Raw genomic sequence first — 24,594 nt, forward strand, 5'->3', positions numbered from 1 at the left:
GGGAGCTTTGCTAGCGTCGGTCTTCCTCGGGGAGGCGGGTTGCCTCCGATCGAGTGTCTCGCTCCCTCCTCGGCAGTTCGTGAGGGATGCCGTAGCTCGGATGATGCGTCCCGGATCGGGTGCAGCATCGGAGTGACGGTAATTTGGCCGGGACGTGTTGCCGCGATAGCAGTCGTTCTTCGTTCGCGGAAACCGCTCACCCGTGCCGACGCGAGGCAGATGTCGCTGTGCTGCTGGCAGAAGTCGCTGTGCTGCTGTGCTCCAGATAGCTGGGTAGATGTTCCGATGGGCAGCTCTTCGAGAAGCCACCTCTCCTAGAACCAAGCGTCCTTCGAAACACGCACCCGAACAGCGAACCTCGATCGAGACGGCGACCCTGAACGAACCGATGGAGCGACCCAGGCTGTGGAAAGCCTGTGGATCGCTTGGACAAGTGCGCTCAACTGCTGGGGTATCTGGCATGGACGGGCTGTGGGAATCGACTCTCGGCAGACTTCGCGGAAGGCTCGCGGAAGAGACCTACGCGACGTGGCTGGAGCCGATTCGCTTCGATGGGATCGAGGGCCGGATCGTGCGGCTGCGGATTCCGAACCGCTTCTTCGCGGATTGGATCTCGGCGCGGTATCTGCCCGACATCCTCGAGTCGCTCGCGGCGCTGACCGGCGCCGAAGGGCTGGACGTCTCGTGGGTCGTCGATCCGAGCCTGCAGGAGCAGGTGACGTCGGCCGGGCAGGTGGCCAGCCCGGCGGTGGCGGATCGTGAGGTCGCGTCGACCGGCGTCATGCTCGCGCCGGGCGCGATGCTCGCGGACGAGGCGATGCTCTCGCGCGGTGCGCGCATGGCGGCCGCGGGTCGGGTGACCGCGCGTGCGTCGCGTCCGCCGGTGCGCGCGCTGCGCGCCGCGGGCGAGCTGCCCTTCGACGTCGAGGGCGGTGCCGATCGCGCGCCGATCGCACGCCCGCCCGTCGCGCGCAGCGTCGCGGCGGATCGCGTCGCGCCGCCGGTCGAGAGCGGAAGTCCCGTGGGCGAGCAGTCGTATGCCCTGAACCCTCGTTATCTCTTCGACAACTTCGTCGTCGGGCCGTCGAACCAGCTCGCGCACGCGGCCTCGATCGCGGCGAGCTCGAGCCCGGGCAAGCGCTACAACCCGCTCTTCATCTACAGCAAGGTCGGCCTCGGCAAGACGCACCTCGTCAACGCGGTCGGCCATCGCGTGCTCGAGGATCGTCGTGACGCGCGCGTGCTCTTCCTGAGCGCCGAGCGCTTCACCAACGAGTTCATCTGGGCGCTGCAGCACAAGCGCATCGACGAGTTCCGCGCGCGTTATCGCGGCTCGTGCGACGTGCTGGTGATCGACGACATCCAGTTCCTCGCGGGGCGCGAGCAGACGCAGGAAGAATTCTTCCACACGTTCAACGCGCTCTATCACGCGGACAAGCAGATCGTCGTCACGAGCGACGTCTATCCGCAGCACATCCCCGAGATGCAGGAGCGCCTGATCTCGCGCTTCCAGTGGGGCCTCGTCGCCGACATCCAGGCGCCGGAGCTCGACACGCGCATCGCGATCCTCCGCAAGAAGGCGGAGCAGGAGCAGCTGCACCTCGGCGACGACGTCGCGCTGCTGGTCGCGCAGGTCGTGCAGAGCAACGTGCGCGAGCTCGAGGGGACGCTGCTTCGTCTCGCGGTGCTCGCGGACGCGCAGCAGCGCCCGCTCGACATCGAGCTCGCGCGGATGGCGCTCGGCGCGCACCAGCCGAAGGGTCGCGACGCGCGTCAGACGAGCGTCGAGGACATCCAGCGCGCGGCCTGCGAGTACTTCCAGATCGGTATCAAGGAGCTGATGAGCGATCGCCGGCACCGCAACGTGTCGCTGCCGCGCATGATCGCGATGTACATCTGCCGCGAGCGGCTCGATCTGAGCTACCCGATGATCGGCGCGCGCTTCGGCAACAAGGACCACACCACGGTCATGAACGCGCACCGCAAGATCAGCGGTCTCGTCGAGAGCGACGAGCGCGTGAAGCGCGCGATCGAGGTGATCGAGCGCAAGGTCGGCATCAGCTGAGCGTCGTGATAGGACCAGGCGATGAAGGTGCGACCATCGAGGATCGCGCTCGTCGCCTTGGTCCTCTCGGGCGCATGCGGCGCGCGCACCGCGATCGACGCGCGCGATGGCGGGTCGATCGACGCGGCCTCGATCGACGCGGCCTCGATCGATGCGATGCGACCGATCGACGCGATGCGACCGATCGACGCGAACGTGCTCGTGCCGACCTGCGCGCTCGACGCGTCGAACGCCTCGGTGGCGGGCACCACGCCGCTGGGTCCGATCGACGCACGTCACGCGTGGGCCGGGCTGCTCGAGGCGTGCGGCGGCGGAGACGTGCTCCACGTGTCGGAGGCAGCGCAACTCGCGTTCCGCAACGGCGCGTTGTTCCCGGACCCGCTCGAGCCGTCGCTCACGTTCGTCGACCTTCCGAGCGCGCCGGGGCGATACGACGACGTCGAGGTGAGAGCGCGCCGCGACGGCGAGTCGGTCAGTGCACGCGCGACCGTCCGGGTGATCGAGCGGGACGGCCCATCCGACGATCCGCGCGGCCCTTCGCGCGACGACGCGTTCTGCCGCTGTGATCCGCGCTTCGTCGACGCGCCCGAGGCATGCGAGGAAGGAGCGCTCCGGAGGCTCCTCGCCCAGGTCGAGATCGACGTGCCCGGCTGGTCGGTGCGCGGAACCGTGCAGGCGCTCTACTGCCACGACCTGCACGGCATCTGCTTCTGATCATCGACGCGGCTCGCGCGCGCGGATGCGCGCGAGCGCGTCGTCGTAGAGTGTCCAGCCGTCGAGCTCGAAGGCGCGCTCGCCGTCCCACCCGGCGGCGAGCGCGGCCTCGATGAAACACCGCCTGACGACGGTCGCGTGCAGCGGCAGCCACTCCGGGCCGTTCGCGCGCATCCGGATGATGGCGCCCGCGGCTCCGTCGCGATCCATCGAGGTGCCGTCGAATTCGATCCGCAGTGCGCCGGGCGCGTCGGCTCGCCGCACCACCAGCGTCAGCGTGCCGAGCCACCCGAAGCCGTGAGGTTCTTCCTCGCGCGGCTCGCCGACGAGCGATGACTCGTAGCGATGCGCGCCGATCCGGATCACGGCATCAGCTGACGCAGGCGCCAGAGGTGCCAGTGCACGCGGCGGCGCGCGGCGTCGAGCTCCCAGCGGACACGGCCGACCAGGATCGCGCTGGTGATCAGCGGCGACATCGACAGCACGAGCAGCACCACGCGCGTCGGCCACTCGGGGAAATGCGTCATGCGCGGCAGGATCGTGATCGCTCCGTCGCGGATCAGGACCGAGGGCGGGATCACACCGGCGATCTCGAGCGCGAACGGCAGTGTGGCCGCGATGCACGCCGCAGCAGTGGTGATCCACCGCCCCGGCCGGTCGAGGTGCACCATGAACGTCGGGATGCTCGCCGCCGTGATCGCCGGCAGCAGGATCAGCGGCGAGAACAGCGACGCGATTGGCATGATCGTGAGCATCGCGAACACCGCGACCGCCGTGCGCATCCACGGGCGCGGCCGCGGGAGCAGATCGACGATCCAGCTGACGATCACCGCCGCGATGATCGCGCCGAGCGCGGTCAGCCCGAGCACGAGATCGCGCGGACCGAGCCACACCACGAGCGGCACGTAGAGCAGCCAGCTGAAGCGCCCTGCGCGCAGCGCGCGCGACGCGACGCGGTGCTGCTTCTCCTCTTCCTCGCGGATCTCGGCTTCCGCTTCTTCGGGCAGCTTCCCGTCGAGCGGCTTCGCGAGCGCGTCGAGCAGCTGCTGCAGCGCCTCGGGGTTCGACGGGTCGGCGGAGAGCGCGCGCGCGAGCCCGCGGATCGCATCACGCTGCGCGGTCGCGCCTTCCGCACCGCTCGATCCCGACGCGCGCTTGAGCGTCTCCTTCGCCGCGCGCAGATGCAGATCCGCGACGAGCTTGCGACGCGCGGTCTCGCGATCTCCGTCGAGGAACGACTCGATCGCCTCGTGGAGCTCGCGGGCCTGCGGGCGCTTGAGCGGATCGGCGTGGGTCGCGCGCACGCAGATCGCCTCGAGCTCGGGCGGCACCGCCGCCTGCGGCGCGCGCACCGAGCACCGCGCGTCCGCGCCTTCGCGCGTCGAGATCATCAGCTCGCGCACGCTCTTGCCGCGATGCAGCGCCTGATGCGTGAGCACCTCGAACAGGATCGCGCCGAGCGAGTACACGTCCGCCGCGGAGTCGGCGTCGTTCGAGCGGTCGATCTGCTCGGGCGCCATGTACCCGGGCGTGCCCAGCAGATCCTGCTCGGCGCGCGTGATCGAACCGAGCAGCGCCATCGGCATGCGCTGCACCTGGGTGCCGACGATGCGCGCGACGCCCCAGTCGAGCACGTAGACCTCGCCGAAGTCGCCGAGCATCACATTCTCGGGCTTCAGATCGCGATGCACCACGCCGCGCGCGTGGGCGTAGTCGATCGCGAGGCACGCCTTCGCGAACGCCGAGAGCATGCGGCGCCGGCTGAAGCGGCTGCGCAGGTTCGGATCGTTCTTGCGGAGCCCCTCGAGCACCTCGTGCAGCGTCACGCCGCGGATGCGCTTCATCGTGAAGAAGGGCTCGCCGCTGGGCAGCGTCCCGACCTCGTGCACCGGGACGATCCCCGGGTGATCGAGGTAGCCCTGCACGTGCGCCTCGCGCAGGAAGCGCTCCTTCGCGCGCGACCGATTCGATCGCGTCGGGAGCAGCACCTTCATCGCGACCTCGCGGCCGACGACGCGATCCCAGACGAGGCGCACCTCGCCCATGCCGCCCTCGCCGAGCACCGAGCGACTCTCGTAGCGATCCGCGAGCAGCTCGGGCTGCAGGCTCTGCAGGTTCTTGCGCGACTCGAGGAGCGTCGGACCGTCGTCCTCGTCGTCCTGTCCGCTGCTGGTCAGTGTCGAGGCGCGCGAGTGGGCCGCGGAGCCTCCCTGGAACATGCCCGAGCGTCGCAGTGCGAGCTCTGTCGCGTCGGAATCGTCGGTGATCTCGGAGCTCGACGTGGGGGACGTCAAACGGGTCCTCCGGTGATCGCCGCGGGGCGCACGGCGACGACCCGGGAGCATAGCGCACCGCGTCGAGCAACGTCAGCCGGCGTCACGGAAATGCTGCGTCGATCGAGAGCGAGTGGGGATCGAGGTGCTCGGGGCGCGCGCCGCTCGAGCGCAGGGCCCCGACGCGCAGCCGTCCGGGGCGCACCTCGGCCGGCCCGAGGGGGTGCTCCGAGCGGATCACGTCCCCCGCGCGGAAGTGTGCGGGCGAGAGCCACCCGTTCGCGACGAGATCGACCCGGCTCGGTCGCTTGCCCTCGCCGATGCGCAGCGCGAGGTCGGACGGGCACGCTCCGAGCGCGACGAGGTCGAGCGTCAGCACGAGCCCGCTGCCGCGCCGCTCGAGCCGAGCATCGCGCAGCCGCAGGCACCCGGTGAGGCGGCGTCCGGCGCGCCGATCGTCGTCGTGGCCGATGATCGCGCGGGCGCCGATCCCTTCGCGCGGATCACGTCCGCGCTCGAGCAGCAGGTAGTCGCCGCCCGCTTCGACGAGGGCGTGATCATCACGCGCGATCCACGCGCGGATCTCGGGCTCTTCGCTGGTGCGGAGCAGGTCTTCGTCGTGGGCGAAGCGCACGCGGTGCGACGCGTCGAGCACGACGAAGTCGGCGCGTGTCTCGGGCGGCGGCGCGCGGCGCAGATCACGGCGCTCCGCGAGGTGCGGCAGGAGCGCGTCGGGGGCCTGGACCGACGCGCTGGGCCCGATGCGCGCGACGATGCGACGCGCCGCGTCCGTGCTCTCGTCGGCGACGAACGGCTCGCGCGAGAACGCGAGCGAGAGCGGCGTGCCACCCGCGATCACGTGCGCGAAGAACGCGCTCGTCGCGAGCGGCGCGAGCCGGAGGAGCGCGCCGTCGGGCAGCGCCGCCGCGCCGTGGATCGCGGAGGCGAGCACGAACGGCATCGCGGGCGTCAGGTAGTGCGAGTCGAGGTCCGTCGTGCCCGGGAAGTCCGAGAGCAGGTTGATCGCGAGCACGGGGGCGGCGATCACCAGGAACCCCGGTCGCAGCAGCGGCAGGAGCGCGCACGGCGCGGTGATCAGCGCGAGGTAGAGCACGCGGTGCCGCGCCGAGAGGTGCTCGATCAGCTCGCCCGGATGCGTGAGCACGTACCGCGCGACCTCGGTGGTGCTGCGCCCGAAGCGCCCGAAGTGCAGCTCGAGCGATCCCTCGGGCGGCGCGAACCGCGGGTGCAGCACGAGCACGAACAAGAGCACGTATGCGAGCGACACCACCGCGACGAGCACACCGGCGCGCGCGAGGCGCGTGCGCTCCGCCGAGCGCGGCGAGCGCACCGCGAGCCCACACGCCGCGACCCCGACCAGCATCGTGACCAGCCCGAGATCCTCGCGGCAGAGCAGCACGCCGAGCGTCGCGAGCACGATCCCCGGACCGCTTCGGCGATCGAGCGCGTCCGCCGCCCACGCGAGCGGCAGCACCGCGACGCTGCCCGGGTGGAACTCCTCCGACGCGACGTGCGCGAGGTTCGGATGGAGCAGCCACGCGAGCGCCGCGACGATCGCGCCCGGCGCGCCGAGGTGACGCGCCCCGATGCGCGCGATCGGCAGCGCCGCCGCCGAGAGCGCGATCGACTGCGCGACGAGCAGCGTCGGCGCCTGCCCGAAGAGCATCCCGATCACGCCGAGCGGGCGCAGGATCCACGCGAGGTGAAGCCCGAGCTCGTGCGCGCCGACGATCGGGTTCCATCCGTCGCCGTGGACCGCGCCCCACGCCATGCGCGCGTAGAACGCGAGATCGAACGTCTCGTTGTGGAACGTGTGCCAGCGCAGCAGCGAGAGCGTCGCGAACGTGATCGCCGCGATCACCACCAGCGCGTGCACCGCGCGACGCGTGCCGGCCCACGGGATCGGCGAGGGCTCGCCGCGCGCATCGCGCCACCACTCTCTCACGGCGGCGCAAGGGTGGGCGACGCACGGGGTGCTCGCAAGGCGGGATCACTGCGCAGGGAGCGCAGCAATTCCGAGAGGTTGCATCGGGGTGGGGGCAACGCCTATCTTCGCGCCGTGCGCGGGCTCTACGCGATCGTCGATCCGGACCGTTGTGCAGGGCGCGATCCCGTCGAGGTCGCGAGCGCGATCCTTCGTGGTGGATGTGCGCTGATCCAGGTCCGCGCGAAGCGGATGCCCGACCGCGAGCGGCTCGCGCTCGTGCGTGCCGTGCGGGCGCGCGCGAAGGAGCACGGCGTGCCTTTCGTGGTGAACGATCGGCCCGATCTCGCGCTGCTCGTCGACGCGGACGGGCTCCACCTCGGGCAGGACGATCTGCCGATCGCCGAGGCGCGACGCATCGTCGGACGGATGATGATCGGCCGCTCGACGCACGATCTCGCGCAGCTGCGCGCCGCGATGCACGAGGGCGCGAACCTCGTCGGCTTCGGGCCGGTGTTCGCGACGAAGAGCAAGGAGAACCCGGATCCGGTGGTCGGCCTCGAGGGGCTCGCGCGTGCGGTGCGCGTGGCGCGCGTCCCGATCGTCGCCATCGGCGGGATCACCGAGGCGAGCGCGCCCGGCGTCGCACGCACCGGTGTCGCGCTGGGCGCTGCGATCGCGGCGATCGGCGAGGCGCGCGATCCCGAGCAGACCGCGCGCGCGCTGCATCTCGCGCTCGGCGGGGGCGAGGGGTGATCATCGAGCTCGCGGTGAGCGCCGCGGCGGTCGTCGTCGCGTCCGCGGTCGCGCGCGCCATCGTGCAGCGACGTGCGGCCCAGGACGCCGAGCGCGAGAAGCGCCTCGCGGCTGCAGCGCGCGCGAACGATCCGCGCCGTGGTCTCCGGGTCGGCGACGTGCTCCTCCACGTCGGCGACGAGCTCTGGCTCGCGGGCATGATCGAGCTCGACGAGGAGGGCACGCTGCTGTCGATCTTCCGCGCGCCCGAGAACACACGCACCGCGTGGGTCGCGCAGCTCGACGACGAGGCGCGCGAGCTCGCGCTCCTCGCCCACTCCGACGAGGTGCCCGAGGGCCACGTCCCCGATCGCCTACCGCTCGGCGGCCGCGTGCTCTCGCTCTTGCGTCGCGGCAGCGCGAAGGTGCGCGGCCACGGCGAGCACCTGCCGCCCCACGGCCCGAAGGCGCGCTTCACGATCCTCCACGACGCGGGCGGCCGCGTCGCGATGGTGATCGACTTCGAGGGCGCGCCGCGCCTCACGCTCGTCGGTGATCGCGTCGAGCGCGCGCTGATCGACGTGCTGCCCGGCGGCGAGCGCGGGCCCGAGTAGGCCCGCTCAGCGCTTCTTCGCGCCCGCGGCCTTCTTGCGCGGCTTGGGCGCGGGCTCCTCGACCGGCGCGGGCGGCGCGATGGTCTCGAAGTAGCGGATCGCGCTCTCCATCGAGCTCATCAGCGCCTCGCGCACCACGGTCGCGAGCGCGTTGTCGTTCGTCTTGAGCGCGTCGTAGTAACGCTGGCGCTCGGTCGCGTGGATGATCGCGGGCGGGAACCCGTTCTGCAGCAGGATCAGGTTGCCGACGAGGCGCGCGACCTTCCCGCTGTGCTTGGGGAACGGGTAGATGTGCAGCAGCTGGAAGTGCGCCTTCGCCGCGAGCCGCACCGGGTGCGTGGTGCGCTTCGTCTCCGCGGCGTTCACCCACTGCGTGAACTGGCGCAGCTTGTAGCTGATCTTGTCGGGCGTCGCGATCTCGTGGAAGTACAGCCGGTGGATCGGCATGTCCTTCCGGTACGCCGGAGGCTTCTTGCCCTCGACCTCCTCGGGCGCGAGGCACACGTAGAGGTCCTTCAGCGTGTCGAGGTCGATCTTGAGCTTCTTGCGCGTCGCCATCTCGCGCACGAGGTCGACCGAGGCCTTGTTCTGTCGGATCTCGTCGAACGTCGGGACGAGCGACGCATCGGCGGGCGGCTGGCCCTGCAGCGCGGCGTGCAGCTCGGGGATCGAGTAGACGACGCCTTCGAGCGCGCTGTCGTGGTGGATCCACGAGAGGTCGAGCTTGAAGTTGTAGTCCTTGCGCGCGTCCTCGGGGGCCGCCGCGTAGAGGCGCTGCAGGACCACGAGACGCTCGTCGAGCTTCTGCGCCTGCTGCTGGAGGCGCGTGAATTCGGCCCCGGGGTTCTGCGACGACATGGCGTGGCTGCTCATCCAGGCTCGGAAAGACCCACGCGAACCAAAGGGCCCGCGGCCCGGCAAAGATACCAGCGGACCACAACCCGGGCAAGCCGACGAAATTGACGTTCAGGGGTTTTCCGCAAGCAATTCGCGGATATGCGCGTCGAGGTCGGACTCGTCGGGCACTCCGACCTCGACTCGGCGCACCACCCCGCGCCGGTCGATCAGCACCAGCGTGGGGAGCGACTCGACGCCGTACGCGGCCTGCATCTGATAGTGCTCGTCGTGGAGCGTGGGAAATCCCGAGCGAAGCGCGCGATGCGCGCGCTCGACGAACGTGCGCGTCTGGTTCGCTTCCACGTTCACGCCCAGCGTGACCAGCCCCGCGTCGGCGTGGGTCGCGGCGAGGCGCGACAGGATCGGGATCGACGCGCGGCACGGCGGGCACCAGCTCGCCCAGAAGTCCAGGATCACCGGGCGCCCGCGCAGCGACTCGAGCGACACCCGATCTTCGCTCTCCGCGCCCTCGCCTGCGACGATGCGCCCCTCGAGCGGCGGCGCGGGCTGCGACATCAAGGGGCTCTCGTGCGGGAACAGCGTCTGCGCGAGCCACGCGCCGAGCACCAGGAGCACGAAGCCGAAGCCGAGGGCGCGCAGGATCGTGCGCGTCGTGGGTCCACCGTCGCTCATCTCGTTCCTTCGCTGCTGCTGCTGCGCTCGAGCGGCAGGCGGATGCGGAACGCCGCGCCGCCCTCCTTCGCTTCGTCGCACGAGATCGTGCCGCCGTGCTCGAGCACGACCTTCTTCACGATCGCGAGGCCCAGGCCGGTGCCCTCCTCGCGCGTCGTGTAGTACGGGTCGAACACTCGCTCGCGCGCGCCCGGCGGCACCCCGGGGCCGTCGTCGCGCACCTCGAGGAGCGCGTCGTCGCCCTCGCGTCGCGCCGCGACGATCACCGCGCTCCCCGGGCCGCCGCGCGCGCGGCTCGAGACCGTCGCCTGCACCGCGTTGCGCACCAGGTTGTCGAGGCAGCGTCGCAGCATCTGGGCATCGATCACGACGGGGAGCGGCACGTCGGGATCGATGTCGAGCCGCACGCTCGGGATCGGGAGCCCCGGGCGCGGGGCCTCGCCTTCCGACGCCATCGCCGCGGCGTCGACGCCCTTCGCGAAGTCGCGCGCCAGCGCGCGCAGATCCGCGGGCGCGAGCTCCGGCGTGGGCAGTCGCGCGAACTCGCCGAACTCCTTCACCAGGCGGCGCAGCGTCGTGATCTCTTCCTCGACGATGTCGCGCACGTCGTCGAGGGTGCGGCGATAACGCGCGTCCTCGCCGCGGTAGCTCTGGTGGAGCTGCTGCACCGCGAGCTGGATCGGCGTCAGCGGGTTCTTGATCTCGTGGGCGAGGCGGCGCGCCATCTCCTGCCACGCGCCGACGCGCTGCAGGTACTCGATGCGATCGCGCGAGGTGCGGATGTCGCGGACCATCGCGTTGAACGCGCGGGTGAGCTCGCCGACCTCGTCGGCCTCGTCGGTCGGGACCTCGACGGTGAGATCACCGCCGCCGACCCGCTGGGTCGCGTCCGCGAGCACCACGATGCGCCGGGTGACGCGCCGCGAGACCACGATGCCGATCGCGAGCGCCACCACCGCGACGCTCAGCAAGAGCGCGATGTAGACCGCGAGGTAGAAGCCCGCGACGTACGACGTGCTCGCCTCGAGGTGGCGGAACACCTCCACGACCTCGCCCGCGCGCTGGTACGCGAGGAACGGCTCGTTCGGGGCGGCGACCGTCACCCGCACCGTCACGTGCTGCAGCGCGGGATCCGCCGTGCGCTCGAAGTCGCGCTCGAGCAGGAGGTGGCGGTAGTGATCGGGGTCGAGATCGCGAGCCGATGCCGCGAGCACCGCACCGTCGTCGTCGACGATCTCGATCGCCGCGAGGTGCTCGTGGCGCGCCAGCGCGGCGTCGAGCACGTCGCGCGCGACGTTCGCGTCCTCCGCGCGCAGCGCGTCGACGAGGCGATAGTCGTACGCCACCGCGTCGGCGCTGCGCTCGGCATCGGCGCGCATCGCGACGAGGTACTCGTGGTAGGTCTCGAGGCTCGCCTCGAGCTGGCGCCGCACCCGCGGGTTCACCCCGACGCGATACGACTCCGCGAGCACGCCGCGCCCCAGCACCAGCGCGCCGATCAGCGGCACGAACGCGACCGCGGCGATCACCGCGAGCACGCGTCGCTCGAACCGGCCGAGCCGCAGCGGGCTCTTGGTCATGGCACCCGCACCTCGGCGGCCGAGCGATAGCGGATCGTGCGCTCCGCCTCGCCGATGCGGCGGTTCACGAAGAGCGACACGAACGAGCCGAAGAACGCGTCGCCCTCGACCCCTGCGCCGTCGGGGCGCGCGAGCCAGCGGCGGATGCGGTGCACGGTGTCCGGCGAGAGCGGGTTCAGCTCGACGATCGCCGCGAGCCACACGCTCTGCCCGCGCGACGGAGCCCAGTCGCGCGCGCGGCCGACGCGCAGCGCGCGCAGATCGAGGCACGCGTCGATCACCTGCTCGACGCTCCGCATCGTCTCGCTGCGATCCGACGACTCGGTCTGGATCTGCACGCGATAGGTGAGGCCCCACGGGTCGTGGGTGATGCGGCAAGAGCGCACGCCGATCGCGATCGGTGTCGTGCTCTCGCCCTGGAACGCGTAGACGCGCGTCACCAGCGTCTGGGGCAGCCCGCTCGACAACCGGCGGCGCAGCGCGGCGTCCGCGAGATCGCTCGCCTCGGCGTCGACGTGCGCGGCGCCGGCCTCGAAGCGCACCGGCATCGCACGGCGCGCGATCGACTCGTCCTGCGCGTGCACCAGCGAGGGCGCGAGCAGCAGCATCGCGAGCGCGATGAGGGCGCGCGCGATCACAGCGAGACGAACCCCACGAGCGTCGAGAACGCGAGCTGGAACACGCCGACCGAGGTGTCGAGACGGATGCCGACGTCGAACGTGAGATCGATCGGGACGCTGATCGGGTAGCCCGGGATCGGGCGGGTGAACATGTCGGTGTCGGCGAGCGCGTAGAGGCCGACGTCGACGAAGCCGAAGAGCGCGCGCACCGCGTCGTTGGGGCGGACGATCAGGAACGTGTACTCGACGTCGACGCGCGCCCCGAGCTGCGCGAACCGGAGCTCGGCGATCGCGGTGCCCAGCAGGTTCGGCGGCGTGCGGCGGTCGAGGTTCAGCTCGAGCATGCGGCTCGGCACGAGGTCGCTGAGGTCCGCCGCGTAGAACCGATAGAACACCGGCGCGTCGCCGAGCGCGGCGCCGACGAAGAGCGTCGTGCGCAGCGAGTGCTCCCACCCCGGCAGCGCGATCCACTCGCGCCACAGCGCCTGGGCGCGGAAGAAGTCGTAGTCGCCGCCGAGCAGGCGCGACGCGAGATCGCCGCGCAGCGTGATCAGGCGGCCGCGGCGGGTGAGGCCGGGATCGTCGCGCTCGTCGTGGGCGAAGCCGAGCGTGAGCGTGGAGACGAAGCTCGTGCCGTCGTGCAGCGCGAAGTCGATCGGGACGATCTCGCTGCCGCGTCGCTCGCTCGCGGCGTCGGGCCGCGAGAGCACGTCGACGACCTCGAGCTGGTACGAGACGTTGATGCGGTTCTCGGGGTCGAGCGAGAGCCCGGTGCCGATCCAGCCGCCGCCGCGGTGGTAGCGCACCAGCGCGTAGCGCACTTCCTCGGGGCCGAACGGGCCCTCGGGATCGACGGGCGCGATCGGCGTCACGAGCACGTCCTCGTCGCCGTAGACCTCGCGCGCGTTGAGGAAGAACGCGCCGATCGTGAGCGCGAACGGAGTGCCCGCGAAGCGCGGCTCGTGGAAGCGCAGCCGCAGGCCCTGCTGCAGCATCGAGAGGACGAACGAGCCCTGCAGCGAGGTGCCGGTGCCGAAGAGGTTCGTCTCGGAGAGCGTGGAGCCGACGTAGATGTCGCCGCCGTAGCTCCGCTCGCCGTTGAGGCCCTCGGAGACGCCGAGCGCGATCTCCTCGAGCAGCACGGTGTTGCGCTCGCGGACGTCGACCACGAGCACGACGCGCCCGCGCTCGCGGCCGCGCTCGATCGAGAGCTCGACCGAGTCGAAGAAGCCGGTGCCGAGCAGCTGCCAGCGCGCCTGCTCGAGGCGCTCGTCGTCGACGTCGAGCGGCGCGCCGATCTCGAACGGGAGCACGCGACGGATCACGTGATCGGCGGTGCGGTCGTTGCCGCGGACGTCGATGCCGTCGAGCAGGAAGACGAGCTCGGGGTCGGGCTCGGAAACCGGGGGCGGCTCGGGCTCGGTTTGCGCGCGGGATGGGCTCGCGACCAAGCACAACGCGAGCACGAGCCAGACCGGGACGCGCACCGGCGCAGCCTACTTCACGGGGGGGACGCGATCGAGAACCGCAGAGCGGATGGCGGCCGCCGGGCGGTGGCGGGCGACTCCGCCAGCTGCGCGGCCGATTCCTCGGAGATCGGCGCCGCGACAGCGCGGCACGCAGCGTGCGGAGCGCGCGGCGATGCCCTCGACCGGCCACGAGCTGCCACTGCTCTTGCTGCGCGATGCACCGGCGGTGCTCGCGTGCTTGGTGCGTGATGCGTTCGGTGTGGAGCTCGGCAAGGGGCTCGCGGAGTCCAGCGCGGCGTTCCACGAGCTCGAGCCCGCGGCGTACGTCGCGGATCTGGTGCTCGTCGGGCCCGACGTCGTCGTCGTGGTCGAGGTGCAGCGAGCGCGCGACGAGCGCAAGCGCGCGACGTGGCCGCTCTACCTCGCGAGCGCGCATGCGCGGCACGGACGCGCATCGTGGCTCGTCGTGGTCGCGCTCGATCGCGCGGTGAGCGCGTGGGCGCGCGCGCCGATCGCGACGTTCCAGGGTGGCGCGCTGACACCGCTGGTGATCGGCCCGGACGAGATCCCGCGGGTGCGCGACGCCGAGGTGGCGCGCGCGGCGCCCGAGCTCGCCGTGCTCTCCGCGATGGCGCACGGACGGAACGGGCCGGAGGTGGTGGAGATCGGGGCCGCGGGGTTGATCGCGGCCGCCGAGGTGGGGCGACGCGACGAGGACCGTGGCAAGCTCTACTTCGACGCGGTGCTCGATGCGCTCGCCGATCTCGCGCGAGCGGCGCTGGAGGCCAGCATGAAGGTCGAAGGACACGAGTACAGGAGCGAGTTCGCGCGGCGCTACGTCGCCGAGGGGCGCGAAGAGGGGCGCGCGGACGGGCTACGCACCGCGGTTCGGGTGCTCTGCGACGCGCTCGGCATCGCGTGGACCGACGGGCGCGAGCGCGCGATCGCGGCGCTCGACGCGCACGCGCTCGAGGCGCTCTGCGCGCGCATCCAGCGCGAGCGTCGCTGGCCGGACTGATCGCTGCGCCGAGACCGATCCATCGCGCCGTGGGCGTGAGGGCGTCGCCGGCGCGCCGATCGCGTCCCTTCGGTCGCGATCGGTCTCGCCGAGCCGGAGATGGCCTTTCCCCGACTCAGAGCCGGCTCGCCGAGCCGGAGATCGCCTCGCCCACTGCGGAAGCGGCTTCGCCGAGCCGGAGATGGCCTTTCCCCGGCTCAGAGCCGGCTCGCCGAGCCGGAGATCGCCTCGCCCACTGCGGAAGCGGCTTCGCCGAGCCGGAGATCGCCGATCGCCACCACGAGACGCCTTCGCCGAGCCGGCGATCGCGACCCGTGGACGGATCATCCCAATCGAGGGACCGGCGATCGCGACTGCGCGGCCCGAGAAGGCGATCTCTTGTCCGTAGATCGGGTCACTCCTCTCCGGAAAACCCAATCTACGGACACTCGGATTGGGCTACTCGGTCGTCCCGCCGCCGCCGTCGCCTTCTCCGCCTCCTCCGGGCGGCGCGCCGCCGTCGTCGGGGAGCCCCGCGCGGCGACGCGGGGTGGGGCGAACCTTGCGCGCGAGATCGTCGAGCCCCGCGAGCGTGCACAGGCCCGTGAAGATCTCGGCGACGCCCGCGTAGGTGCGCTCCCAGCGGGCGAGCGCCGCGTCGCGCGCGGACATCGCCGTCTGCGCTTCGCGCTCTTCGCGGCGGACGATCGAGAGCGCGTCGTCGAGCCGCGACGCTCGCGCCTCGAGCGACGACGCCAGCGCGGCGAGGTCGACCCGGACGCCTTCGGTGATCGTGGCCGGGGCGCGGCCGGCGCGGAGCGCCCGCGCGATGCGATGCGCCTGCGCCGCGACGAGGTCGGGGCGCTTCTCGACCGCCGCTTCGAGCCCCGCCGCCGTCGAGAACGACTCGCCGTACGCGCCGCGCACCACGCTCGACGCGCTGATCAGCGCGCCGCGCAGGTCGGCCGTGATCTGGTCACGCGCGTCGCGCGGGGCGCGATCGTCCTGGAGCTCGGCGGCGTGCTCGAGGTCGGCGTCGCGCAGCGCGTCGTGCGCGCTCCGGAGATGCGTGCCGAGCCACGCGATGACCGCGCTCAGCACCACGTCGCGCGGGATGCGCGCCCCCGACGCGATCCCCTCGGCGACCTTGCCGCCCAGGACCTCGATCGCTTGCAGCACCTGCTCCGAGATCGCGAGGTGATCGGCGACCGTCTTCGACACTTCCGTCATGTCTGCCCCCTGCGGCGCGTGATGGAAGAACGCGCCGCGCGGAGGAGATAACACGGGATCACGGACACGCGGAGGACGCGTCGAGCGCGAGCACGGTGCCGGTCTCGACGTCGATCGCGAACGCCGCGTCCACGTACTGCGGGCCGGCGGCACGCGACGTCTGCACGACGACGACCGAGCGCGGGTCGTGGACCGCGCACCAGCGCCAGAAGCCGTGCGCCATCGCGACCGTCCACCGCACGTCGTCGTGGGGACCGAGCGCGACGATCGCCGCGTCGCGCGCGGTGAGCTCGTCGAGGCGCACCGCCGTCGGCTGGGCGCGGACCGCGACGTCGGGCGCCCACTGCGCGATGCGCGAGAGGTGGATCAACACCTCGTCGCCCACGGCGAGCGCGTCGACGGCGCCGAGCGCGCTCAGCGAGAGCACGCGGCGCGGCGGCGCACCGGCGGGACGGCGCATCACCACGTCGCCCTCGGCCCAGAAGAGCTGGTCGCCCGCCATCGCGAACGCGTACGGAAGCTCGAGGCGCACCCGACCGGTCCCGAGGTCCACCACGTCCGTGCCGATCACGATCTCGTCGCCGAGGGTGGGCAACGCGTCGAGCCGGCCCTCGTCGAAGTCGCGGGCCCAGCGCGCGACGCCGCTCGTGTGATCGATCGCCCAGAGCTGCGAGTGGCCGTCGAGGACGAGGGTGACCCGCGGCAGCACCCGCGCGTCGTGGACGTGGTGCAACGGGGCGCGCCATCGCAGCGCGCCGGTGGCGAGGTCGTGGCCGTGCCAGGTGTCGCCGTCTTCGACGAGGAGCTCGTCGTGGCGCAGCCAGTGCGACGCGCCGAAGCCGTCCCACGGCGTCGCGTCGCGCACTCGGATCCGCCACCGCGGGCCTGACGCGTCCGAGACCTCGAGCTCGTGGGTCGGCAGCCACGGCAGCCACCGGCTGGTGCGCCGTTGGTGCTGGGTCACGACGTACGGGCCGAAGGGAACGGCGGAGAGCGTCGCGATGCGGCCGCGCACCTCGAAGAGCCAGAGGTACGCGGCGAGCGCGATCGTCGCGGCGACGGTCGCGACACCCGCCATCCACCAGAGCGCGCGCTTCACTGCAGCTGGGTGAGCAGCCCGACCACCAGCAAACCGATCGCGACGACCGTGATCACCCAGAGAAGCGGGGTCAGGCCCTGGTGCTTCGCGCGCTCGGTCTCGCGCTCGAGCGCGATGCGGTGCGACGGGCTGCTGCGCGGCGGCTGCTCGACGCGCAGCGGGGTGCGGTCGGGCTTCGCGGTGCGCGGGGGCTCGCTCTGCGGGGTCGGGGTCGGCGTCGGGTCCTTGCGGACCGGGCGCAGCGGGGGCGGCTTCGCGGGCTCGACCGCCGCGTGCTCCGCGCTCTTGCGGCGCGCGGGCTGGGCCTCGGGGAGCGCTTCCTCGCGCGCGTGGCCCGGCGCGACGTGGCGGGTGCTGAGGTCGGTGCCCGCGGGGACCGCGGTGGTCGGGTCGTCGGGCTTCAGGTAGACGACGCGCACCGTGGGCTCGCGGCGGCGCGGCGCGTTGAGCGCGGGCATCGTCGCGGGGCGAGGGCGCACGCTCTTGCTCGCGCCGCGCGCCGGGCTGACTCGCGCGGGGCGCGCGCGCTCGCTCTGGTCGACGATCGTCGTCAGCGCGACCTCGAGCACCTTCATCAGGTGCTTGCCGGTGTCCTCGGGGTTGCGCGGGCGGACGTACTGCGTGGTCGGCTCGCGCGCCTCGAAGTCGTCGCTCTCGAGCGCCTTGCGCGCTTCCTCCGCGGGCAGCTCGGGGATCAGCGTGCGGACCTTCGCGTTCACCGCGATCTCGAAGCGCCCCGAGTCCCAACCGAAGACGTGTGTGAGGTCTCCGTCCTCGCGCCCGTCGACCCGGATCGCGAGCAGCTCGCCCGCTTCGTAGACGAGCTCGACGCGCTCGCCCTCGTGGTCGAGCTTGAGGGTGCCGGTGAGGCCCGCCTGCTCGCAGTAGTTCATCAGGTCCGCGGGGACGTGCACCGAGAGCGAGCCGACGCGGTGGCGATCGTCGCCCTGCGAGACCGGCAGCACGGGCAGGCGCTGGTGCACCACGAAGATGCCGCCGCGCATCGCGAGCAGGCGCTCGACGGGGTCACTGCCGTCGGGGAGCGGATCCTGGTCGAGCGCGATCTGTCCCGCGATGAGCTCGACCTCACCGGTCAGCTTCGTTCCGTCCTCGCTCGTCGCGGTGAAGCGGAGGCGGCCGGTGATGCGGCGAGCCTCGATCTCGCGAAGGATGTCGAGGACGCCATCCGGGGGGATCTCCCCGGACATCGCGGGTTCGGTCGCCATCCAGACTCCGCATTGGGATCGAGCGGGGGTCCGGTGTCAAGCGCTTGTCTCGGCGTCGGATCGAGCGTCCAATGCGCGCGATGTCGCGTCTGGCTCGGTGTGCGCTCGTGGCGCTCGTGATGGTCGGTTGCGGGCCTTCTGCGTCGTCGTCGTCGTCCCCCGACACGAGCGCGGGCGGCGAGGAGACGGCGGGCCCGGAGAGCTGCGAGACGCTGCGCGCGCAGGAGGCGGAGACGCGGGCGGCGGTCGAGTCGTGCCGGGCGTCGACGCCGCTGCCGGAGTGGGCGCTGCGCGACGACTTCGAGTGGCTCGAGGAGGCGATCGGAGCGCGGCTCGATGCGGCGCGACGCGGCGAGGAGGTCTCGACCGGCGTGGTGCAGATGCAGGAGATCGCGGAGCACGTGTGGGCGCTGCTCGACGAGGTGCCGGAGGCGCAGCGCGACGCGGCGCTGCTCGGGCGCGTGGAGGACGGCGCGGAGGCGCTGATGCACCCGCACACCGCGGAGGGACGGCAGGAGGCGCTGGCGCAGGTCGCGGGCGCGCTGGGCGCGCTGCGCGAGCGGCTGGAGCCGGCGCCGCCGGCGGATGCGTGCGAAGGGCCGGCGCGGGAGGCGGCGGCGGCGTGGATGGCGGTGCAGGCGGCGTGCGGGGAGGAGTGAGTCGGCGGACGGCCGTCGCCGATCACGACCACGACCGCGACCACGACCACGACCACGTCGACGTGGACGGCGACGGGAACGACGCTCAGCGGAGCCAGCGGCGCGATGGGTCGCGGCGATCGACCGGCCAGGCGCGGTAAGCGCTGCGATCGACGCGGGTCGCCACCAACAGGTTGTGGCAGACGATCTCGAGGTCCGCGGTGCTCCACAGATCGTCGGCGTGACCGTGCGACGCGTGGTCGATCGCGATCTGCGCCGCGAGCGTGACCACGAGGCCGCTCATCGGAGGGATCGACGCGCCGAGCGTCGCGAGCACGCTCTGCAGGCGCGCGAGCACCGACTTGCCGCCGACCGCGTGCGCGCCGACGAGCACCGCCGCGGGCTTGCCGAGCCAGAGCGCGGTGCCCTCGCTGGGCGTCGCCTCTTCGAGGAACCGCTGCAGGTGCGACGATGGGCCGTCCCAGTAGGTGCCGGTCACGAGCACGAACGCGTCGGCGAGCGCGAGCGCGTCGCGATGCGGCGCGAACCCGGGCGTCGACGCGAGCGTGACGAGCTCGACGTCGGCGTGGGGCTCGAGGTGCGGCAGCGCGTGCGCGAGCAGCGCGGCGCTGTTGCCGTCCTCTCCGCCGAGGCCAGCCTGGATCGCGAGGATGCGCGGGCGGTGCATGGTCGGGCGCGAGGGTCGCGCATCGATGCGGTGCTCGTCACCCCTCGATCGGACGGGCGATCGTCGGGCTGGATCCCGAGCGCGCGGGCTCGCCGCAAGGCTTCGCGCGCCGGTGTCTCGGCGCGCTTCGAGGAGGGCTCGTTCGATCGCGGGGTGTCGTCGCTCATGTTCGCTGCCGCGCGCGCTCCGGGCGCACCGGGCTCTTCCGCGGTCGTCGCGACTGATCGACGCGTGGATCGCGGCGATGAGCGTCAGGGCGGGCAAGGGAAGTGGTGCGACTGCCACGTCCCGTCGACGCACACGACGCCGACGCCGCAGCACCACGGCGCGCACTCCGCGTTGCCCTCGCACGGCGTGCCCGCCTCGGGGCACGGCGGACGGTTCGGCACGCAGACCCACTCGGGCGGCATGGGCGGCGGCTGCACGCCCTGACAGAGCGGCGGGCGGCCGCAATAGCACTCGCCCTCGGGGTACGTGCACTGGAGGACGCGCTCGCCCTCGCACGACGGGCCGGGCGCGTCGAAGGTCGCGGGGCATTCGCTCGGCGCGGGCTCGGTCGGCGTGACCTCCTCGGTCTCGCTGCCCGCGGCGGGCTCGGTCGACGACGATGGATCCGTCGCGGGCGAGCCGCCGCACGCGACGAGGAGAACGAGCCACCCGAGCGATCGCCGCATCGCGCGATGATAGCGGCACGTGTCCCGCGCGAGGGGGATCACGCCCCCAGGGCCGGGATCCGCGGCCCCCACGCCGATCCGCGCGATCTCCGCGAAACGCGTCCTCCGCGGAGGGGCACGATGCTTGCGATTGCACGCATGACGTCTCGCCAGGAGAGTGGCTCGATGCGTGTGTCTCGTGTGCTCGCGATCTGCCTCGCGCTCGCCGCGTGCTCGAACGGAACGATCGAAGGCGATCCGCGCGACGTCGACGGCGGCGGGCTGGGTCCATCGGGCGACGGCGCGATCGCGCGCACCGACGGAGGCGGCGGCGGGGGCGACGAGGACGCGTCGACCGGCCCGGCGCCGGTGCCGGTGGGGACGATCGCGGAGCTGCTCGTCCCGTTCGATGCGAACCGCGCGGACCTCGTCGGGCCCGACGATCACTCGGCGATGTACGGCAAGAGCCCGGAGATCGTGCCGGTGCCCGCCGGCGCCGAGCTCGACCTGCTGGTGCAGGACCACGCGAGCGACGAGACCCCGCGCGCGATGATCCTGCGGCTCACGCCCGACGGCGACGACCTCGTGATCACGCGCGCGATCGAAGCGCCGATCCTCGATCGCGTGATGGGCCTCGCGCGCGACGAGTCGGGCGCGTACTTCGTCGCGAGCGGCGTCGACGAGGCGGGAGCGATCACGCGCGAGAACCCCGCGCCCGGCACGTACCGCGAGGGCATCGTGCGCGTGGTGAAGCTCGATGCCGCGGGCGCGATCGGCTTCGACGTCGACCTCGACACCGGGCGCGCCGACGTGCGCGCGGACGCGGAGCCGCTGATCAACCCGATGGTCGCGGCGAGCGCGCGCCTCGCGTACGGCGACGGCCTGCTCGCGCTCGTGCACGGCAACAACACCGTGCCCGACGGCGGCGGCGTGCGGCACCAGAAGGCCGTCACGACGGTGCTGCGCGCGGACACCGGCGCGGTCACGCGGACCTCGACGATCTGGTGCAGCCACTCGTTCGATCAGCGCCTCGCGCACGACGGCACCGGGTTCGTGGAGATGCACCTCGGCGATGCGTACCCGCGCTTCGTCACGCTCTCGCGCACGACGGCGGAGCGCGTCTCCGACGCGTACCCGCTCTTCCACGTGAAGGGGAACCTCGGCGACAACAACACGCACACCCGGCTCGGCGCGTTCGCCGCGATCGAGGGTGCGGGCGAGATGGGCTGGCTCGCGCTCTTCGCGAGCGAGCACACGACGGGCACGGGCGCGATCGAGGGCGCGTCGCGCGTCGCGGGCGCGCGGGATCTCGCGATCGTGCGGGTGCGTCGCGACTTCGACGCGCGGCGCGCCGACGAGAACGCGTTCCTCGATCCGGCGCTGCCCGATCGCCTCGACGTGACGTCGAGCGGCGAGGCGCGCCAGAACCGCCTGCAGTGGCTCACCGACTACCAGACGAGCGATGGCGGCGCGGTGCACGCGGAGCGCCCGAAGCTCGTCGCGCTCGGCGGTGATCGCTTCGTGGTGCTGTGGGAGCGATGGGCGCGCGGCGATCGCGGCTTCGCGTTCTCGGGCACGTGGGGCATGGTGATCGACGGCTCCGGCGCGACGGTCGTCGGGGCGCGCGAGCTCACCGAGGATCACCTGCCGCGCGGCGATGACGCGTTCCGCCTGGGCGACGACGCGGCGTTCGTGATCGGCGATCGCGAGGCGCGCACGCTTCGGGTGCACCGCGTGAGCGCGTCGCTCGAGCACCGCGTGGTGGTGGTCGAGTAAGCTGCGCGCGAGTGGCGTATCGCGAGCCGAGCGCGAGCGAGGTCGAGCTCGATCGCAGGGTGATCGTGGCGTGGCGCGGCGTGGTGATGGCGACGGTGGTGACCGTCGTCTCCGTGATCACCGCGATGCTCGCGCACCCGATCGCGCTCGGCGCGCTGATCATCGCGTACGTCGCGCTCGCCAAGACCGCATCGCACGCGCGGTGGGTCGCGGTCCACGTCCGTGGCATGCACGTCGTGATTCGCGAGCGCGCGCTCTTCCGGCGCGAGGTGGTGCGCGAGCTCGACGCGAGCGACGTGCGGCGCGTGGGCACCGACGAGCGATGCTCGACGACGATCCTCGCGGCCGACGTGGCGTCGGTCGAGCTGACGACCGCCGACGGGTCGGACTTCGCGATCACCTCGCACCTGCTCGGCGCGTCGCACGCACGCGCCCTCGCGTCGCGGATCGCCGAGCACTTCGCGCTGGGAAGGACGACGGTGCGCGAGCGGCCCTGCGATCCGAGCCAGCGTGCTCACCGGCGCTTGGGGTGGGTCGGGGTGTTGCCCGTGCTCGTGATCGTCGGGATCGCGTGGTCGATCTCGGCGTATCGCGAGGATGCGAGCGAGGGGCGGCTCGCGCTCGTCTGCCGCGAGCGGTGCGTGTTCGGCGGGATCACGTGCTTGCCCGGCGGGACGCTCGAGGGCAGCTACGCGCCGGGCTCGTACGCCGTCGCGCTCGAGGATCGCGTGGTGCAGGTGCCGGTCGTCGCCGGGCATCGCACCACGTTCGAGTGCCGTCACGACGCGGGAATCCCGACCCCGGTGCCCGACCGTTGAATCGACGACCGGAGTGCTCGGCCGCGGCGCGCGCGCACGGGACCGCGCAGAGCGCGCGGACGGAAGCGCACGACGTGGACGAGCCGATGATGGATTGCCCCGCGCCGTCCGGCGCGACAAACCAGCGCGCTCGGAGGTGCTCGTGCCGAAGCGGATCGGGGCTCTCGTCGCAGGAGCGTGGCTCACGCTCACGATCCTGGCGTGCATGACCGAGGCGCCCGACGACGAATGCGACGTGGGCTCGGAGGGCTGCGCGTGCACGTCGGGCGACGGCTGCGATCCCGGGCTCCAGTGCGTGATGGACGTCTGCCGCGAGCCCTGCGACGGCGGTTCCTGCGCGCGCGATGCGGGCACCCGACGCGACTCGGGGCGCCCCTCGAGCGGCACCTGCACCGGCACCGTCGACGCGTGCTGGCAGGGCTGCATCTCGAGCGGCACGTCGACGGCGGCGTGCCGCGCGGCATGTGATCTCGGGGACGCGTACGGGTGCTACGCGCTGTGCGTCGACAACGGCGACGACACCGGCACCTGCCGGAGCGTGTGCGGCGCGTCGGGCGCGATCGCGGAGCTCGGCTGCGCGGAGACGTGCATCGCGCGCGGCGTCGCGACCGCGACGTGCAAGGGCCTCTGCGGGCTCACGAGCGACTGCGGCGAGGTCGGGTGCGCGGGCGTGTGCCTGCGTCAGGGCGACGACGTCGTGAGCTGCAAGAACGTGTGCGGGTTCACGACCGAGCGCGGTCGCGAGGCGTGCCACGCGGTGTGCGGCGAGCGCGGTGAGGCGCCGGCGACGTGCTCGGCGCTCTGCGGGTGACGGAGCCGCGCTGGTTCCGAGCGGTTTCGAGGTGTTAGGGTCCGACGCGATGTCGCGCCTGCAGGCAGTTCGCGAGTCTCTGGTCGCAGTGTCCCGGCGGTACAGCCGCGTGGCCGACGAGGTCGAGGACCTCGCCCACGACATCATCGTGTCCGCCTTGCAGCGCGGGCTTCCCCTCGACGGCGAGGTGTTCCTGCGCAGCGCTCACGGCGCGGCGCGACGTCACGCCGCCTTCCTCGCGCGCAGCGCCGTTCGCCGGCGGGCGCGCGAGCTCCGCATCGTCGCAGAAGAGCACGACGGCGCGACGGACACGCACGACGTCGAAGGCGCGCCGCTGTCCGAGCTCACCCCGACGCTGCGCACGACGCTGTTGCTGCTCTTCCTCGGGCTCGAGAAGGCGGAGCTCCGCGCCGCGCTCGGCGTGAACGACGCGGCGCTGCGCAAGAGGCTCCAGTCGCTGCGGGAGCTCGGCCCGCTCGCTCGCCCCGAGCTTCCGACGCCCAGCCGGACCCCGGCGGTCGTCCGAGCGCGCCGCGCGCAGGTCGACGTGCTCCCTCGGCTCGAGGCGACGCGCGCCGGCGACGTCGGTCGGGTCCTGGGAGCCAGCGATCCCGACGGTCACGGGCTGATCTTCGCCGAGGCGCTCACAGCGGGACGGGCCACGGCAACGAGCGGGAAAGCCTCCGATGCGCCCCCCGCGGGCGGTCGGACCCGTGAAAGAGGAAGCTCATGCTCAACGGTCAGCTCAAGAACGTCGCCATCGTCTTCGTCGTGACGGACCTCGCGCGCACCCACCGCTTCTACTCCAAGACCCTCGGGATCCCGTTCGAGGTCGAAGATTTCGAGAACGGCTACCTCCAGGCGCGCCTGCCGGGTGACGTCGAGCTCGTGTTCTTGCCTGGCGACGCAGCGCGCGGCGCGACCCCGCAGGTGGTCTTCGGGCTCGCGCGCGGCGGCATCGACACGATGGTCGCGTCGCTCGCCGCGGCCGGCGTGGAGCTCGTCACGCCGGTGTCCGAAGCGCCCGGCGGATGGTCCGCGGAGCTCAAGGACCCCGACGGACACATCCTCTCGCTCTACCAGGACGGCTCGCTGCCGCGCTGAGCACCAGCA

The 24,594-nt window shown here is 72.4% G+C and carries 24 protein-coding genes; 11 read left to right on the forward strand and 13 right to left on the reverse strand.

Going from position 1 to position 24,594, the window contains the following annotated elements:
* Nucleotides 1-388 precede the first annotated feature (388 nt).
* Both dnaA and DB32_RS41610 read left to right on the forward strand, forming a co-directional pair.
* A complete protein-coding gene (gene dnaA, locus DB32_RS41605; RefSeq protein ID WP_240481320.1) occupies nucleotides 389-2,065 on the forward strand; it encodes a chromosomal replication initiator protein DnaA in 1,677 nt (558 codons plus the stop codon).
* 21 nt (nucleotides 2,066-2,086) lie between these two features.
* The gene (locus tag DB32_RS41610) at nucleotides 2,087-2,779 is read left to right on the forward strand and encodes a hypothetical protein (protein ID WP_053238218.1); all 693 of its coding nucleotides are present in this window, start codon (nucleotides 2,087-2,089) and stop codon (nucleotides 2,777-2,779) included.
* Here the strand turns inward: DB32_RS41610 and DB32_RS41615 are convergent, their stop codons facing one another.
* The 3 genes from DB32_RS41615 to DB32_RS41625 all read right to left on the reverse strand — a co-directional run bounded on the left by DB32_RS41615 (nucleotide 2,780) and on the right by DB32_RS41625 (nucleotide 7,018).
* Nucleotides 2,780-3,145: a hypothetical protein gene (locus DB32_RS41615; RefSeq protein WP_053238219.1), complete on the reverse strand. Its 366-nt coding sequence runs from the start codon at nucleotides 3,143-3,145 to the stop codon at nucleotides 2,780-2,782. It lies immediately after the preceding gene.
* The gene (locus DB32_RS41620; RefSeq protein ID WP_169791723.1) at nucleotides 3,142-4,998 is read right to left on the reverse strand and encodes a serine/threonine-protein kinase; all 1,857 of its coding nucleotides are present in this window, start codon (nucleotides 4,996-4,998) and stop codon (nucleotides 3,142-3,144) included. The genes DB32_RS41615 and DB32_RS41620 overlap by 4 nt, the downstream gene beginning before the upstream one ends.
* Nucleotides 4,999-5,155: 157 nt before the next feature.
* Nucleotides 5,156-7,018 carry a DUF2079 domain-containing protein gene (locus DB32_RS41625; protein ID WP_053238221.1) on the reverse strand — a complete coding sequence of 621 codons (1,863 nt, stop codon included), beginning with the start codon at nucleotides 7,016-7,018 and terminating at the stop codon, nucleotides 5,156-5,158.
* A 114-nt stretch (nucleotides 7,019-7,132) separates the two neighbouring features.
* Between DB32_RS41625 and thiE the strand changes: the two genes are divergently transcribed.
* Both thiE and DB32_RS41635 read left to right on the forward strand, forming a co-directional pair.
* On the forward strand, nucleotides 7,133-7,753 hold the full coding sequence (gene thiE, locus DB32_RS48875; RefSeq protein ID WP_053238222.1) for a thiamine phosphate synthase: 621 nt from the start codon (nucleotides 7,133-7,135) through the stop codon (nucleotides 7,751-7,753).
* A complete protein-coding gene (locus DB32_RS41635) occupies nucleotides 7,750-8,346 on the forward strand; it encodes a hypothetical protein (protein ID WP_053238223.1) in 597 nt (198 codons plus the stop codon). The genes thiE and DB32_RS41635 overlap by 4 nt, the downstream gene beginning before the upstream one ends.
* Nucleotides 8,347-8,352: 6 nt before the next feature.
* Here DB32_RS41635 and DB32_RS41640 read toward each other — a convergent pair whose 3' ends face one another.
* The 5 genes from DB32_RS41640 to DB32_RS41660 all read right to left on the reverse strand — a co-directional run bounded on the left by DB32_RS41640 (nucleotide 8,353) and on the right by DB32_RS41660 (nucleotide 13,563).
* Nucleotides 8,353-9,204, reverse strand: coding sequence for a Fic family protein (locus tag DB32_RS41640; RefSeq protein WP_053238224.1), 852 nt, complete (start codon nucleotides 9,202-9,204; stop codon nucleotides 8,353-8,355).
* A 108-nt stretch (nucleotides 9,205-9,312) separates the two neighbouring features.
* Nucleotides 9,313-9,876, reverse strand: coding sequence for a TlpA family protein disulfide reductase (locus DB32_RS41645; protein ID WP_053238225.1), 564 nt, complete (start codon nucleotides 9,874-9,876; stop codon nucleotides 9,313-9,315).
* A complete protein-coding gene (locus DB32_RS41650) occupies nucleotides 9,873-11,456 on the reverse strand; it encodes a sensor histidine kinase (protein ID WP_053238226.1) in 1,584 nt (527 codons plus the stop codon). Before DB32_RS41650 ends, DB32_RS41645 begins: the two co-directional genes overlap by 4 nt.
* Nucleotides 11,453-12,094, reverse strand: a complete 642-nt coding sequence (locus DB32_RS41655; RefSeq protein WP_053238227.1) for a hypothetical protein — start codon at nucleotides 12,092-12,094, stop codon at nucleotides 11,453-11,455. The genes DB32_RS41650 and DB32_RS41655 overlap by 4 nt, the downstream gene beginning before the upstream one ends.
* Nucleotides 12,091-13,563 carry a BamA/TamA family outer membrane protein gene (locus tag DB32_RS41660; protein ID WP_053238228.1) on the reverse strand — a complete coding sequence of 491 codons (1,473 nt, stop codon included), beginning with the start codon at nucleotides 13,561-13,563 and terminating at the stop codon, nucleotides 12,091-12,093. Before DB32_RS41660 ends, DB32_RS41655 begins: the two co-directional genes overlap by 4 nt.
* A gap of 154 nt (nucleotides 13,564-13,717) precedes the next feature.
* On the opposite strand from DB32_RS41660, the gene DB32_RS41665 reads away from it, so the two are divergent.
* The gene (locus DB32_RS41665) at nucleotides 13,718-14,563 is read left to right on the forward strand and encodes a hypothetical protein (protein ID WP_053238229.1); all 846 of its coding nucleotides are present in this window, start codon (nucleotides 13,718-13,720) and stop codon (nucleotides 14,561-14,563) included.
* Between the two features lie 438 nt (nucleotides 14,564-15,001).
* Here the strand turns inward: DB32_RS41665 and DB32_RS41670 are convergent, their stop codons facing one another.
* From DB32_RS41670 to DB32_RS41680, 3 genes are read right to left on the reverse strand one after another with little or no spacing between them, the layout of a single operon-like run.
* Nucleotides 15,002-15,772, reverse strand: a complete 771-nt coding sequence (locus DB32_RS41670; protein WP_053238230.1) for a hypothetical protein — start codon at nucleotides 15,770-15,772, stop codon at nucleotides 15,002-15,004.
* A 58-nt stretch (nucleotides 15,773-15,830) separates the two neighbouring features.
* Nucleotides 15,831-16,871, reverse strand: coding sequence for a hypothetical protein (locus DB32_RS41675; protein ID WP_053238231.1), 1,041 nt, complete (start codon nucleotides 16,869-16,871; stop codon nucleotides 15,831-15,833).
* Nucleotides 16,868-18,097, reverse strand: a complete 1,230-nt coding sequence (locus DB32_RS41680) for a hypothetical protein (protein ID WP_053238232.1) — start codon at nucleotides 18,095-18,097, stop codon at nucleotides 16,868-16,870. Before DB32_RS41680 ends, DB32_RS41675 begins: the two co-directional genes overlap by 4 nt.
* An 80-nt stretch (nucleotides 18,098-18,177) precedes the next feature.
* Here DB32_RS41680 and DB32_RS41685 point away from each other — a divergent pair, with 80 nt between their 5' ends.
* A complete protein-coding gene (locus DB32_RS41685) occupies nucleotides 18,178-18,756 on the forward strand; it encodes a hypothetical protein (RefSeq protein WP_157070324.1) in 579 nt (192 codons plus the stop codon).
* An 85-nt stretch (nucleotides 18,757-18,841) separates the two neighbouring features.
* On the opposite strand, the gene DB32_RS48880 is transcribed toward DB32_RS41685, so the two are convergent.
* Both DB32_RS48880 and DB32_RS48885 read right to left on the reverse strand, forming a co-directional pair.
* Nucleotides 18,842-19,423: an NAD(P)H-dependent oxidoreductase gene (locus DB32_RS48880; protein ID WP_053238234.1), complete on the reverse strand. Its 582-nt coding sequence runs from the start codon at nucleotides 19,421-19,423 to the stop codon at nucleotides 18,842-18,844.
* 251 nt (nucleotides 19,424-19,674) lie between these two features.
* Nucleotides 19,675-20,097: a hypothetical protein gene (locus tag DB32_RS48885; RefSeq protein ID WP_169791724.1), complete on the reverse strand. Its 423-nt coding sequence runs from the start codon at nucleotides 20,095-20,097 to the stop codon at nucleotides 19,675-19,677.
* A 165-nt stretch (nucleotides 20,098-20,262) separates the two neighbouring features.
* Here DB32_RS48885 and DB32_RS41700 point away from each other — a divergent pair, with 165 nt between their 5' ends.
* From DB32_RS41700 to DB32_RS41720, 5 genes are all read left to right on the forward strand, one after another.
* Nucleotides 20,263-21,852: a hypothetical protein gene (locus DB32_RS41700; RefSeq protein WP_157070326.1), complete on the forward strand. Its 1,590-nt coding sequence runs from the start codon at nucleotides 20,263-20,265 to the stop codon at nucleotides 21,850-21,852.
* 11 nt (nucleotides 21,853-21,863) lie between these two features.
* Nucleotides 21,864-22,670, forward strand: coding sequence for a hypothetical protein (locus DB32_RS41705; RefSeq protein ID WP_053238237.1), 807 nt, complete (start codon nucleotides 21,864-21,866; stop codon nucleotides 22,668-22,670).
* A 142-nt stretch (nucleotides 22,671-22,812) separates the two neighbouring features.
* Nucleotides 22,813-23,481 (forward strand): hypothetical protein, encoded by a 669-nt coding sequence (locus DB32_RS41710; protein WP_157070327.1) that lies wholly within the window; start codon nucleotides 22,813-22,815, stop codon nucleotides 23,479-23,481.
* Between the two features lie 49 nt (nucleotides 23,482-23,530).
* Nucleotides 23,531-24,256, forward strand: coding sequence for a hypothetical protein (locus DB32_RS47735; RefSeq protein WP_157070328.1), 726 nt, complete (start codon nucleotides 23,531-23,533; stop codon nucleotides 24,254-24,256).
* The gene (locus DB32_RS41720) at nucleotides 24,211-24,585 is read left to right on the forward strand and encodes a VOC family protein (RefSeq protein WP_053238240.1); all 375 of its coding nucleotides are present in this window, start codon (nucleotides 24,211-24,213) and stop codon (nucleotides 24,583-24,585) included. The genes DB32_RS47735 and DB32_RS41720 overlap by 46 nt, the downstream gene beginning before the upstream one ends.
* Nucleotides 24,586-24,594: the final 9 nt, after the last annotated feature.

Source organism: Sandaracinus amylolyticus (assembly GCF_000737325.1).
GTDB classification, from domain to species: domain Bacteria; phylum Myxococcota_A; class Polyangia; order Polyangiales; family Sandaracinaceae; genus Sandaracinus; species Sandaracinus amylolyticus.

Excerpts from the sequence above, each read along its gene's own strand:
- DB32_RS48885 (WP_169791724.1), bottom strand. The coding sequence starts at position 20,097 with ATGCGGCGATCGCTCGGGTGGCTCGTTCTCCTCGTCGCGTGCGGCGGC.
- dnaA (WP_240481320.1), top strand. The coding sequence starts at position 389 with ATGGAGCGACCCAGGCTGTGGAAAGCCTGTGGATCGCTTGGACAAGTG.
- DB32_RS41665 (WP_053238229.1), top strand. The coding sequence starts at position 13,718 with ATGCCCTCGACCGGCCACGAGCTGCCACTGCTCTTGCTGCGCGATGCA.
- DB32_RS41680 (WP_053238232.1), bottom strand. The coding sequence starts at position 18,097 with ATGGCGACCGAACCCGCGATGTCCGGGGAGATCCCCCCGGATGGCGTC.
- DB32_RS41645 (WP_053238225.1), bottom strand. The coding sequence starts at position 9,876 with ATGAGCGACGGTGGACCCACGACGCGCACGATCCTGCGCGCCCTCGGC.
- DB32_RS41650 (WP_053238226.1), bottom strand. The coding sequence starts at position 11,456 with ATGACCAAGAGCCCGCTGCGGCTCGGCCGGTTCGAGCGACGCGTGCTC.
- DB32_RS41620 (WP_169791723.1), bottom strand. The coding sequence starts at position 4,998 with ATGTTCCAGGGAGGCTCCGCGGCCCACTCGCGCGCCTCGACACTGACC.
- DB32_RS41610 (WP_053238218.1), top strand. The coding sequence starts at position 2,087 with ATGAAGGTGCGACCATCGAGGATCGCGCTCGTCGCCTTGGTCCTCTCG.
- DB32_RS48880 (WP_053238234.1), bottom strand. The coding sequence starts at position 19,423 with ATGCACCGCCCGCGCATCCTCGCGATCCAGGCTGGCCTCGGCGGAGAG.
- DB32_RS47735 (WP_157070328.1), top strand. The coding sequence starts at position 23,531 with ATGTCGCGCCTGCAGGCAGTTCGCGAGTCTCTGGTCGCAGTGTCCCGG.
- DB32_RS41640 (WP_053238224.1), bottom strand. The coding sequence starts at position 9,204 with ATGTCGTCGCAGAACCCCGGGGCCGAATTCACGCGCCTCCAGCAGCAG.
- DB32_RS41700 (WP_157070326.1), top strand. The coding sequence starts at position 20,263 with ATGCGTGTGTCTCGTGTGCTCGCGATCTGCCTCGCGCTCGCCGCGTGC.
- DB32_RS41720 (WP_053238240.1), top strand. The coding sequence starts at position 24,211 with ATGCTCAACGGTCAGCTCAAGAACGTCGCCATCGTCTTCGTCGTGACG.
- DB32_RS41685 (WP_157070324.1), top strand. The coding sequence starts at position 18,178 with ATGTCGCGTCTGGCTCGGTGTGCGCTCGTGGCGCTCGTGATGGTCGGT.
- DB32_RS41670 (WP_053238230.1), bottom strand. The coding sequence starts at position 15,772 with ATGACGGAAGTGTCGAAGACGGTCGCCGATCACCTCGCGATCTCGGAG.